Source organism: Pseudomonas sp. PA-4-8C (assembly GCF_021606625.1).
Taxonomy (GTDB): domain Bacteria; phylum Pseudomonadota; class Gammaproteobacteria; order Pseudomonadales; family Pseudomonadaceae; genus Aquipseudomonas; species Aquipseudomonas lactis.
The window spans coordinates 1-12409 of record NZ_WKCD01000160.1; the positions used below are offsets into that span (position 1 = coordinate 1).

Annotated in this window: 11 protein-coding genes; 3 read left to right on the forward strand and 8 right to left on the reverse strand. The window is 61.1% G+C overall.

Annotated features, from left to right (window positions below):
- The first annotated feature begins 267 nt into the window (after positions 1-267).
- Positions 268-1131 carry a LysR family transcriptional regulator gene (locus GIW04_RS20235; RefSeq protein WP_003192349.1) on the forward strand — a complete coding sequence of 288 codons (864 nt, stop codon included), beginning with the start codon at positions 268-270 and terminating at the stop codon, positions 1129-1131.
- A gap of 58 nt (positions 1132-1189) precedes the next feature.
- Positions 1190-2194, forward strand: a complete 1005-nt coding sequence (locus GIW04_RS20240) for a LacI family DNA-binding transcriptional regulator (RefSeq protein WP_003192351.1) — start codon at positions 1190-1192, stop codon at positions 2192-2194.
- Here GIW04_RS20240 and GIW04_RS20245 read toward each other — a convergent pair.
- The 6 genes from GIW04_RS20245 to GIW04_RS20270 form a co-directional block, all read right to left on the reverse strand.
- Complete coding sequence (locus GIW04_RS20245) at positions 2191-2916, reverse strand: SDR family oxidoreductase (RefSeq protein WP_057711211.1); 726 nt, start codon at positions 2914-2916, stop codon at positions 2191-2193. The genes GIW04_RS20240 and GIW04_RS20245 overlap by 4 nt on opposite strands.
- Positions 2917-3055: 139 nt before the next feature.
- Complete coding sequence (locus GIW04_RS20250; protein WP_120248873.1) at positions 3056-4588, reverse strand: FGGY-family carbohydrate kinase; 1533 nt, start codon at positions 4586-4588, stop codon at positions 3056-3058.
- Position 4589: 1 nt separating this feature from the next.
- Positions 4590-5669 (reverse strand): erythritol/L-threitol dehydrogenase, encoded by a 1080-nt coding sequence (locus tag GIW04_RS20255; protein ID WP_003192355.1) that lies wholly within the window; start codon positions 5667-5669, stop codon positions 4590-4592.
- 25 nt (positions 5670-5694) lie between these two features.
- A complete protein-coding gene (locus tag GIW04_RS20260; protein WP_003192356.1) occupies positions 5695-6687 on the reverse strand; it encodes an ABC transporter permease in 993 nt (330 codons plus the stop codon).
- Positions 6653-8161 carry a sugar ABC transporter ATP-binding protein gene (locus tag GIW04_RS20265; RefSeq protein ID WP_120248874.1) on the reverse strand — a complete coding sequence of 503 codons (1509 nt, stop codon included), beginning with the start codon at positions 8159-8161 and terminating at the stop codon, positions 6653-6655. Before GIW04_RS20265 ends, GIW04_RS20260 begins: the two co-directional genes overlap by 35 nt.
- Positions 8162-8224: 63 nt before the next feature.
- Complete coding sequence (locus GIW04_RS20270; RefSeq protein WP_120248875.1) at positions 8225-9148, reverse strand: substrate-binding domain-containing protein; 924 nt, start codon at positions 9146-9148, stop codon at positions 8225-8227.
- A gap of 328 nt (positions 9149-9476) precedes the next feature.
- Here GIW04_RS20270 and GIW04_RS20275 point away from each other — a divergent pair, with 328 nt between their 5' ends.
- The gene (locus GIW04_RS20275; RefSeq protein ID WP_034134270.1) at positions 9477-10178 is read left to right on the forward strand and encodes a sterol desaturase family protein; all 702 of its coding nucleotides are present in this window, start codon (positions 9477-9479) and stop codon (positions 10176-10178) included.
- 5 nt (positions 10179-10183) lie between these two features.
- On the opposite strand, the gene GIW04_RS20280 is transcribed toward GIW04_RS20275, so the two are convergent.
- Both GIW04_RS20280 and GIW04_RS20285 read right to left on the reverse strand, forming a co-directional pair.
- A complete protein-coding gene (locus tag GIW04_RS20280; protein ID WP_120248876.1) occupies positions 10184-11632 on the reverse strand; it encodes a hypothetical protein in 1449 nt (482 codons plus the stop codon).
- A 152-nt stretch (positions 11633-11784) separates the two neighbouring features.
- Positions 11785-12141: a hypothetical protein gene (locus GIW04_RS20285; RefSeq protein ID WP_120248968.1), complete on the reverse strand. Its 357-nt coding sequence runs from the start codon at positions 12139-12141 to the stop codon at positions 11785-11787.
- Between the last annotated feature and the right edge of the window lie 268 nt (positions 12142-12409).

The following is a 12409-nucleotide window of genomic DNA, read 5'->3' on the forward strand; positions in this document are numbered from 1 at the left end:
CACTGGCGGATTACGGGCACACCGAGCCTAAGCGAGGTGCCGAGTGGTGGGGCAAGAGCGTTTTGCTTACTTTGCCGCTTTTGCAAAGTGAGCCGCCGTCAGGGCGGAACCCTAAGTGGCCGTTACCTAAATAACGGATATGTACGCGCTCTGATCCAACATCCCAGTTGACTGTCAGGCCGTCTTCGCAGGCAAGCCAGCTCCCACATGGATCGCATTCCAATCCTGCATCGCTCTACAATGCCCCTATTCATCCCCGGGGGCTTCATGGACATCGAACTGGCACGCACCTTCCTCGAAATCACCCGCTGCGGCAGCCTGGCCGCAGCGGCCGAGAAACTGCACGTCACCCAGACCGCTATCACCGCTCGTGTCAAAAACCTTGAGAACCAGCTCGGCTGCACGCTGTTTGTGCGCAACCGTGCCGGTGCGCGGCTGACCGCCGACGGCGAGGCCTTCGTGGTGTACGCCAACCAGTTGCTGCAGACCTGGGAAGCGGCGCGACGCGACCTGCCGTTGCCCGATGGCTATCGCAACGTGCTGCATATCGGCGGTGAAGTCAGCCTGTGCAACCCGTTGATGCTCGGCTGGGCCAAGGCGCTGCGCGAACACATTCCGGGCCATGCTCTGCGCACCGAAGTGCGTGAGGGCGAGTACCTGCTGCGCCAACTAGAGCTGGGTGTGCTCGACGCCGCCCTGGTGTTCCAGCCGCAATACTGGCCGGGCTTGCAGGTGGAGCAGGTGCTGGAAGAAAAGCTGATTCTGGTGCAACTGGCGAGCAAACCCGAGCCTTACGTGTATATCGACTGGGGCCAGGGCTTTCGCCAGCAGCACGACGCCGCCCTGCCCGACCGTGCGCGTGCCGCGGTGAGTTTCAACCTGGGGCCGCTGGCGTTGCAGTACATTCTGGAAAACGGCGGTGCCGGCTACTTCCGCACACGGGTGGTGCAAAGCTACCTGGACAGCGGCGTGATGCAGCGCGTGCCCAAGGCGCCGGAATTCAGCTTTCCGACCTACCTGGTGTATTCGCGGGCGCGGGATTCGGCGGTGTTGCAACAGGCTTTGGAGCTGCTACGTACAGTGGTGAAGGCCGAAGGCGACTGGTCGCAACGCTGGGACCCGCTGATTTGAATCACTCTACATCTGCGCACATGCTAGCCTGCTGGTGTTTCCCCTCGCAGCCTTACCGATGAACAAGAAAAAGTCCGTCACCATCAGCGACATTGCCAAACGGGTCGGCATGACCACCATTACGGTGTCCCGGGCCTTGAGCAAACCCGACCTGGTCAAACCCGCCACCCTGGCGCGCATTCTGGAAGTGGCACGCGAGCTGGACTACGTGCCCAACGCCTTCGCCCGTGGGCTAAAGCGCAGTGAAAGCCTGATCATCGGGGTCATCACCGCTTCGGTGGACAACCCGTTCTACAGCGAGATGATCAAGGCGATTTCCCGCGAGGCGAAAAAGCACGGCTACACCATCATGCTGGTGGACACCGATGAGCTGGAGGAATTGGAAAGCAAGGCGGTGGATACCCTGCTGGGGTATCGCGTGGCGGGGATCATCCTCTCGCCGGTCTCCGATGAACCGAGCTACCAACCCGACTATCTGGAGCGCCTGAGCAACGGCAAGACCCCGGTGGTGCTGCTTGATCGCACCATCCACGACAGCCCGTTCAGCCGTGTGGTGCTCGACAACTACCACAGCGGCTTGCAAGCCGCGCACTACCTGTTACGCCAAACGCCCAACCTCAAGCGCCTGCTGGTGCTGACCGGCCCCGAGCACTCGCGCATCAGCGTGGAGCGCCTCAAAGGCCTGCGGGAAGTGCTGGCCGAACACCCCGACATTCAGGTCGAGGTGCAGGCGGGTGACTACACGCTGATGCCGGCTTACCTGCATACCCTCGACTACCTGGCCGCACACTCGGCGCCGGACGCGATCATGGGTTTCAACCAGTTGATCACCCTGGGCGCCCTGCGCGCGTTACGCATGCACAACATTGCCCATGACAGCCTGACCATCTGCGGCATCGACCGCCTGCCCTTCGCCGATATCTTTGGCGTGCCCATCGCCTGCGTGGCCCATGACGCGTCCCTGGCCGGCAGCAGTGCGGTGCGCCTGCTGCTCGACCGCCTGCAAGACCCGTACAAGCCACGGGATAAAGTGGTCATCGCCGGGCAGCTGGAAAACGGCTAGCGGCTGGTGTAGCCGCCGTCCACCGGCAGGCTGACGCCACTGATCATGCTCGCCGCGTCGCTGAGCAGGAACAGCACCGGCAGCGCCACTTCCGCCGGTTGCGCAAAACGCCCCAACGGAATCGCAGCCAGCGCCGGGTCGCGCTTGGCCGGGTCGGACCAGGCCATGGTTGCCATCGGCGTCAAGGTCACGGTGGGGTTGACGCTGTTGACGCGTATGCCAAAACGGCCCCACTCGGCGCATTGCACACGGGTGATTGCATCCAGCGCGGCCTTGGAAGCGCAGTAGCTCAGGTGATCGTCCAGCGCCACCAACGACGCCTGGCTGGAGACGTTGACGATGCTGCCCGCCATGTTCGCCTCAATCATCTTCGCCGCGACCCGGCTGGCCACTTGCGCAGCGGCGCGGGCGTTGACGTTCATCACCTGATCGAAGGCGCTGGCGCTGATAGCGGCGGCGGGTTCCAGGCGTGAAATCCCGGCGCAATTGACCAGGCCGTGCAGGGGCGGCAAAGCTTGCAGGGCTTCGTCGAGGGTGATGTTGTCAGCGATGTCCACGCACAAGGTGTGGCAACCCAATGCCGCCAAGGCTTGGGCGTCGCGACCGAGGGCGAAGACTTCGGCGCCGCTGGCGATCAGTTGCTGGGCAATTTCGCGACCGATGCCGCTGCTGGCACCGGTGACGAGGATGCGCCGGTGAGAGAAGTCGAAGGTAGTGGTCATAAATAAAGATCTCAAAACCAATGAAGATCCACTGTGGGAGCTGGCTTGCCTGCGATAGCGGAGTATCAGTCTCCTTATCGGGTGCTGATACACCGCTATCGCAGGCAAGCCAGCTCCCACATTTCTGGACCGTGTTGAATCAGGTGGTTTGCAGGTTGTGCATGATCGGTTTCAGAGCCGGGTACAGCTTCAGGTACTCGGCAAACGCCCGGTCATAGGTCATGACATTCTCCCGCTTGGGCTGCGCCCGCAGTTGCAACTGCACCCAGCCGGTGTCCATCTGCCCATCACTCACCAGCCCCACGGTATGCGCCGCCAGCAACGCCGCGCCCAGGGCCGCTTCTACCTCCTGGACGATGGTGTACACCGGGTAGCGTGTGACATCGGCGATGATCTGCATCCAAAGGTCCGAATGGCTCGCCCCGCCCACCACAATCAGGCGTGGGTCCAGGGAGTGCGCGCCTTGAGTACCCGCTTCGATATTGTGGCGCAGGGCAAAACTCACGCCCTCCAGCACCGCGCGGTACAGGTGAAAGCGGCTGTGGTAGAGGTTGAGCCCGACAAAACTGCCGCTGGCGCGGTCATCCCATACCGGGCTGCGCTCGCCCATCAGGTAAGGCAAAAAAACCACGCCTTCGCTGCCGGCCGGAATATTCATCGCGCTCTGCTCCAACAGTGCCAGGCTGTCTTGCCCCGTGGCCTGGGCCTGCTGTTCTTCGGCCTGGCAGAACTGCTCGCGAAACCAGCTGACCGAGGCCCCGGCGGTGATCGCACCGCCGAAGATGTACAGGTCGCGGTGGCCGTTGTAGACGTGGGGCATGCTCACCAAACCATGGCGCGCATCCACCTGCTGGTTAAGGTAGCCCCAGCACATGCTGGTGCCGATCATCGCCACATGATTGCCTGGCTGAGTGACACCCGCCGCCAAAGTCGCCATGGCCGCGTCCACGCCCCCAGCGAGGATTGGCGTGCCCGGCTGCAAGCCCAGGCGTGCGGCCCAGTCTGCAAGCAAACCGCCCACCACCTCGCCGGAATACAGCAACCGCTCGGGCATCATCGACTGCGCGATACCCAGCGCATCCAGCATCTCACCTGACCAGTTGCGCGCCGCCACGTCGTAGACACCGCCGATATTCCCGGCGCTGCTGTGGTCCACCGCCAACTCGCCGGTCAGGCACCAGTTGATGTAGCTGTTGGGCGGTAACAGGTAGCGGGTATCCGCCCACACCTGCGGTTGGTGCTGCTTGAGCCAGAGCATTTTGGTGAAGCCGTAGTAGCTGTCTACCGAGTTGCCGGTGATGGCGAACAAGCGCTCCAGGTCCACGTGCTCGCGCACCCAGGCCACCTGCTCGCCGGCGCGGCGGTCCATCCAGATCAGGCACGGGTGCAGCGGCGTCATCTGCGCATCCACGGCAATGCCCGAACCACCGTACAAACTGCTGATGCACAGCGCCTTGACCTGCGGCGCAGGCACCCCGGCCCTGGCCATGCACTGGGCCACGCAGGTTTGGACGGCATCCAGCCACACCTGCGGCCACTGCTCGGCCCAGCGCACTTTCGGGGTGTCCACCCGGTAGCCGTGGCTGTGCTGGGCGATGATCGTGCCCTGGGCATCCACGAGCAGCGCCTTGGTGCTTTGGGTGCCAATGTCTACACCGATGACGTAGTCCATCTCAGAGCACCGGCTTCAACAGCACCTTGATCGACTTGGTCGAATTGGCCAGTTCAAACGCCTCGGCCCAGTCGTCCAGCGGGAAATCATGGGTGACGATGCCTTGGGAAGTGACCAAGCCACGCTCGAACAGGTCGATGGCGATCGGGTAGCAATACGGGCCTAGGTGCGCGCCGCGCACGTCCAGCTCCTTACGGTCGCCGATGATCGACCAGTCCACGCTGGTCTCGGCGCCAAACACGCTGAACTCGACAAAGCGCCCGAGCTTGCGGATCAGGTCCAGGCCCTGGGTGACGCCGGCCGGGACGCCGGTGGTTTCGATGTAGACGTCGCAGCCGTAATTCTCCGTAAGGCCGTTGATGATCTCGCGGGCGTTGTCACGGGCGGGGTTGATCACCACATCGGCGCCGAACTTTTTCGCCAGTTCCAGGCGCTCGTCGACCATGTCGATCACCACCAGTTTTTTCGGGGTCTTCAGGGCGGCTACCTGGACCATGCACAGGCCCAGCGTGCCCGCACCGGCAATCACCACCACGTCGTCGAGCTGGATATCGCCACGGTTGACGGTATGGATCGAGCAGGCCATCGGCTCCACCAGCGCCGAGTCTTCAAGGGACACCGATTCGGGGATCTTGTGCACGATGGCGGTCTTGGGAATACGCATGTACTGGGCCATGCCGCCTTCGGCCACTTCGCGCTGGAAGCCGAAGATGTTGTGCACTTCGCACATCCAGTATTTGCCTGATTTGCAGAAGCGGCACTTGCCACACGGCACGATCTGTTCGGCGATGACCTTGTCACCGACCTTGACCTCAAAGTGCTCCTCGGCGCCCTCGCCGGCTTCGACCACGTAGCCGAAAAATTCGTGGCCCGGTACTACCGGCGCCTTGACCCAGGGGTTGTCGCCGCCCCAGAACATCGCCGCGCCCGAGTGGCACTTGCAGTCACTGGCGCAGATGCCGCAGGCGGCGATACGGATCACCAGCTCATTGGCACGCGCCTGGGGTTTGCCGATGCGCTCCAGGCGGTAGTCTTTCGGGCCGTGGCAGACGACGGCTTGCATGTGAGTGTGCTTGTCCATGTGTTCGGTCCTGTGTAGTGAGGTATTAACGATGGCGCTGACGGCTGATAAAAATCGCCAGCAAAATGATCCCGCCCTTGATTACGCTCTGCACGTAGGGCGACACGCCAAGCATGTTCAAACCGTTGTTCAACACGCCCAGCAGCATGGCGCCGAGCAAAGTGCCGATGATCACTCCGCGGCCGCCGGCAATCGACGCGCCACCCAGCACCACGGCGGCAATCGCATCGAGTTCGAACGACACACCGGCATTCGGCTGGCCGCTCATCAAGCGCGAGGTAAGCACCAGCCCGGCAATCGCAGCGGTGAAGCCGCTGATGCCATACACCAGCAGCTTGAAACGCGCCGCACGCACCCCGGACAAGCGCACCGCTTCTTCATTGCCACCGATGGCGTAGATGTAGCGGCCGATACGGGTGTGCTGCAGCAGCACGTAGGCCGCGAGGTAAGTGAGCAGCATGATCAGGATCGGCACCTGCAGGCCAAACACACTGGCGCGACCGAAGAACGCGAACCACTCTGGCAAGCCGGAAATCGGGTAGCCGTCGGTGTACATCAGCCCGAACCCGCGCGCGATGCCCATGGTCGCCAGGGTGACGATGATCGGCGGCATGTGCAGGTACGCCACGAACAGCCCGTTGCCGATGCCGAAGGCCACGCCCACCAGCAGCCCGACGCCAATCGCCAGGCCCGGCGGCAACCCGGCGACCATCAGCCCGGCAGTCAAGGTGCCGGACAACGCCATCACCGGCCCCACCGACAAGTCGATGCCGCCAGTGAGAATCACGCAGGTCATGCCTACCGCGATGATCGCGTTGATCGACACCTGGCGGGCGATGTTGGAGAGGTTGCTGGCGGTGAGGAAGGTGTCGCTGGCGAGGATCATCACCAGGGTCACCACCACCAGCCCGACAAAGGGATAAAACGCGGGCGAGCGCAGCAGCCGCGCCAGGTTCAGGCGCAACCGGCCGGTGCCGGCGGTGTTAATGGACGTATTCACTTGAGCCCCCTGTTGCATGGCGCATGACCTCTTGAGGATTGACGGCGGACGCTTCCAGTACCTTGACGATGGCGCCCTTGTGGAACACGGCGACGCGGTCGCACATGCCGATGACTTCGGGCAGCTCGGAGGAAATCATGATGATCGCGTAGCCCTGTTCGGTGAGGCTGCGCATCAACGCGTAGATCTGCGCCTTGGCCCCCACGTCGATGCCGCGTGTGGGTTCGTCGAACACCAGTACGTCGCAGTGGTGGTTGATCCAGCGGGCGATCACGACTTTTTGCTGGTTGCCGCCGCTGAGGTTCACCACAAGGCTTTCGCCACTGGGTGCCTTGATCGACAGCTGGCTCATCAGCGCTTCGACGCTGGCGCACTCGCGGGCCTTGTCGATCAGGCCCGAGGCGTTCTGATACTTGGGCAAATTGTTCAGCGAGATATTTTCGCGAATGCTGAAGGCGGTGATCAGCCCTTCGCTCTTGCGACTTTCGGGGAGCAGGCCGATGCCGTGGGCCAGGGCTTGGGCCGGGTCATCGAGGCTGACTTTTTGCCCGCGCAGCCACACGTCTTTGCTCACCGTGGGCAACGCGCCCATCATGCCCAGGGCCAGCTCGGTGCGGCCCGAACCCACCAGGCCGGCGAAGCCCAGGATCTCGCCTTTGTGCACATTGAAACGGTTGTGGGGGCCGTTGCGCACCAGTTGGATGTCCTTGACTTCCAGCAGCAACGGGCCGCGTTCGCCGCTGGGTTTGGGCGGAAAACTGCATTCCAGGCGGCGGCCGACCATCATCTCGACCAGGCGGTCGATGTCGCTGTCGGCCACCTCGGTGACGCCTGCATTGCCGCCGTCGCGCAGCACGCTGATGCGGTCGCAGACCTGGAAAATCTCTTCCAGGTGGTGCGAGATAAAAATCACCGCCACACCCTGGCGCTTGAGTTCGCGCATGATGTCGAACAGCAACTCGGCCTCACTGGGGGTCAGCGTCGCGGTCGGCTCATCGAGCACCAGCAGGCGTGCGTCCAGGGCCAGGGCCTTGGCGATTTCGACAAATTGCTGCTCGGCCACGCTCAGGTGCTTGACCGCGCAGTGCAGGTCAATGCTGACCCCGAGGCGCTTGAACAACGCCTGGGAGGCCTCGGCCATTTCGCGCTTGCGCAACAGGCCGAAGCGGTTGCTCAGCTCATGGCCGAGGAAGATATTTTCTACCGCCGTGAGGTAGGGAATCAGGCTGAACTCCTGGAACACAATGCCAATCCCGGCGGCAATCGCATCCCGATAGGTCGCAAATGTTCGAGCCTGCCCGTCGATAAGGATCTGCCCTTCGTCCTGATGCTCGACACCGCCCAGAATCTTCATCAGGGTGGATTTGCCCGCGCCATTTTCCCCGAGCAAGGCGTGGATTTCGCCACGCTCCACTTGCAGGTTGATGGCCTTGAGGGCCTGCACCCCAGGGTAACGCTTACAGATGTTTTCCAGCTTCAGAAGACTGCTCATACCGCCGACCTCGCACTCAGAAGGAAGACCTGGGCCCCACGCATTGCGTGGGGCCTGGGGGGTTTACCAGCTGAAGTCCTTGGCCTTGGCCTGGTCGATCAGGGTGATGTCCACCGGCACGCTGGCCGGTACCTGGGCGCCCCACTTCTTGGCCAGGGCAATGCCCAGGGCGAGGCGGATCTGGTCGCGCGGGTACTGGGCCGAGGTGGCGATGAAATGGCTGCCGGGTTTCTGGATCGCCTTGATCGCTTCCGGCGCGCCGTCGACGCTGACCAGCTTCACGTCCATGCCGCTGGCTTCGATAGCCGAGAGTGCGCCGAGGGAGCCATTGTCATTCACGCTGAAAATGCCCTTGAGGGTGGGCTGGGCCTGCAACATGTTTTCGGTGACGGTCAGGGCCTGGTCACGTTCCTGTTTGCCGTTCTGGATGCTGACAATCTTGATGTCCGGGTGCTTGGCCACCGCCTCTTTACAGCCGCGTACACGTTCGAGGATCGGCACCACGGCGATGCCGTCAAGGATGGCGATATTGCCTTTGTCACCGATGGTTTTAGCCAGGTATTCACAGGCCTGGAAACCGGCGTCGAAGTTCTTCGAGCCGACGAACGAATCCAGCGGGCCATCTGCCTGGGCATCCACCGCCACCACTACGACGCCGGCAGCATGGGCCGACTTGACGGCCGATTGCACGCCGACGGAGTCAGTGGGGTTGATCAACAGGATATCGATGCCCTTTTGCAGCATGTCTTCGACATCACTGACCTGCTTGGACACGTCGTGGCGGGCGTCGGTGATGATCAGCTTCGCACCGATGGTGGCGCCGGCTTCTTCCAGGGCGTTTTTCATGGTGACGAAATAGGGGTTGTTGATTTCCTGGAACGAGGCGCCGATGCGGATGGGCTTGGCAGCGTCGGCAAACGCGGGGGTCGCGCTGCCCAGGGTGATGCTGGCAGCCAGTAAACACAGGGTGTTGGGGAGCATTTTCATGGCGTGGGTCTCTGTTTTGTTTTTATTTTTAGAGCAAATGTTATCGTTAACATTTTGTCAGAAACTAACAAGTAAATCGGACCTGTGCAAGCCTCCACTGGTCGGCAGTGATCAAAATGTGGGAGCTGGCTTGCCCTCCTGTTGTAGGAGCGAGCTTGCTCGCGAAAAACTCACAGGCGCCGCGTTTATTCAGAAGCCCGCGTTATCGTTGACATTTTTCGCGAGCAAGCTCGCTCCTACAGGGGGCAAGGGTTGCCAGTAAAAACTCGCACATCCGCCTAAGCCAACTAAGCTCAGCCTCAAATAAAAACACAGCGAGCAGCCGGCCATGCCCCACCCGACCGAGACTTTCCGCGACCGTTACCGCGCAAGCGTCAGCCCGCGTTACAACCCCTGGCTGCATGCCGCATTCGTGCTTGGCTACGGCATCGCCTGCATCACGCTGGCCTGGTCGTCCACTGCCGATATCACCGCCCTGCAGTGGCTGGCCGTGCCTCTGACCCTGCTGTTCTTCAACCTGTGCATCTACCTTGTGCACCGCCATCTGGGCCACCACAAACATGCGTTCGCACGGCTGTTCTACGCACGCCACACCGGCGATCACCACAGCTTCTTTACCCCCGATCACATGACCTACGACAGCCCCCGCGACTGGCGCGTCATCCTGTTTCCGGCTTGGCTGATCGTGCTGCACAGCCTGGCCATCACCCTTCCCGCCTGGTGGCTGCTCAGCCAACTGAGCCCCAACGTTGCCGGGTTGTTTGCCGGCTGCATGATCCTCGGTTACCTGCTCTACGAAGTGTTTCATGCCTGCGAACACCTGCCTGCCGAACACCCGGTGGCACGCCTGCCGTGGATTCGCCAGATGCACCGCCTGCATGCCTTGCATCACCGTCGTGAGCTGATGCAGGGGCGTAACTTCAACATCGTGCTGCCGTTGATGGACTATTTGTTTGGCACTTTGCATTGGGAACCCACGGTAAAAAAAAGGGGCAGTCCAACTGGACTGCCCCCCGCTTCACACACATAGATCAATCAGCGCACGATGGTCTGGCTGCAGATGTGGCCGAGGCTGACGTATTGGACGTTATTGCCACCCACGCCCACACCAGGGAACTCCCTGAGCTCGATGCGCCAGCCGCCCTCGTTGAACCAGGTTTCCCAGTTGTAGGTCTGGCCCGAGGCGCTGTCCGGGTACCGCACTTTGTAGTCCCCAGAGCAGGTGCCCAGGGCGACATTCCCCGAGGCTGCACCGGTGATGCCGGTCTTGGCCTCATAGTCGACCCAGTTGTAAGTGGCGCCAAAATGCTTGTCGACCCGCAGTACAGGGGTGACGCCGCGAAGGGGCTCGCCCGTGCTGTCTGACCACTGGGTGCTCCAGCTCAGATTGCGGGCCGCCTGGGTGGCCAGTTGGAAGATCGAGCTGGGGATGCGCACCACGTTATCGCCGTTCACATTGTGCTGGTTCAGGCGTGGCGCCGAGCCGAGGGTCAGCTTGTATTGAGCCTGGGGGTTCAATGCTACCGCCGGGTTGGCCCGCACACGCACCTTGACCGTGTAGCCTGGCGTCAGGTTGGGATAGGTGGAGGTAGAGCCCTGCGGGACTTCCACCCACTGGGTGCCATCGAACCGTTCGAAGATCCACTGGTTACGCGTACCCGCACCGTCATCGCCCAGGAACATGCCCACACCTTGGCCACGCAACGAGACGAAGGAGAAGTAATCCACGTCATTGACGCTGTCGAGGTTACCGGTCACCTGGTTCAAGGCATCCGGCAGCGCGAACGCGGTTTGCTCAGTGTCGTTAGGCTCGTAGGCATCCACATTGCTGTCCACCGCCACACCAAAACTGAACTGCGAGTTGCTCGCGACATTGGCCACCATGAACCAGTAGTAGTCACCGGCTGGCAACACGCCGTTGAGGTATTCATCGGCACTGCCGGGGTTATCCGAGGTGCCCAGCGGCGTCAGGTTGCCTTGGCCGTCGTCATGGAACAGCGTCAACGACATATCCGTGCCGGCACTCTGGTTCAGCAGCTGTACCTGGATTCGTGCGTTTTTCGGCAGGTTGAAGTGGTAAGCGATTTGCGCGCCGGTCTCCACACCGGTGAGGGTGTAAAGAGTATTGATATCCAGGGTGGGAAACAACGGCGTGAAGGCTGCAACCGCGGCCTGTTTCATGTGCGCCGAGTCAGGTTTTTCCAGCTGGCCAACCGGGGAGTCAATCGCCACATTACCGACGGCCGCCTTGCTTTTTTTGACGACGTTGGACTGCCCGGCCTTGGCGGCATTGAGCTTTTGCTTGAGCTCGCCCGAGACGCTGGCCTTTTCCAGCGTACCGCCAGGTTTCAACGCTTTGTCCACGGCCTGCTTGACCGCCTGCGCGCTGAGTTTTGCCGGGGTTTGCTCGGCCAGGGCAAAGGCCGAAACGAAGCAAGAGGCCGCCATGGCCGCGCCCAGAATGAAGGCTTTTTTCGATTTCATTTTTTATCCATCCATAGTTAAAAAATTGAAGCTCAGGTAACCGGTGACATCCGGTCACCTGGGATGGACTGTAGGACAAGACTGTATGTATGTACAGTATTTTTTTTAAAAAATGTGAGCCTGAAATTCAGGCTCAAGAAGCGAAAGTACCTCTAAAGCCAGGTGCACCAATAGCCCCAACTGATCGCCCAAATTATCGCGAGCCGATAGGGCCATACAGCCCAACGCTTGAGCGCTGGCGGAATGACGGCTAGCTCTGCCTCGGTCATGTAACCTTCTTTCACGGAGCGTTCTGGCGCGCGGAGGATATCAATCATGAAACACATGCGATGGAACCTGACGAACCGCTGGTTTCGTCCCCAGCGTTGCTGATAGTTACGCACCTGCACGTTTTCAATGAAGTAACCTTCCAACGCCTCGAGTTTTGTTCGTTCGACAAAGAGCACTAATCCCAAAATGACGAACGCTCCAACCACCATCACCAGGGTGTAAGCGAGAAAAAACGACATTAACATGCCCTTTTGGTGAAAAAATCGAATCACTCTTGATCTATAACGCCCCGTAATGACCGCCTCCAGGTTCGCGCACCGCTACCAATTGCCAATTCAAGAGGTGTTTTTCGCGAGTGAGGTCTAGTTTCATGGAATTGGGATATCGCACCATCTGCGCCAAACCTCCCACACAATGATTTCGATGATACAAACATCCGCGAGGCGATACGGCCACAAGGCCCAGCGCTTAAGCGTCAAGGGGACAGACGCCAGCTCGGCTTCGGTC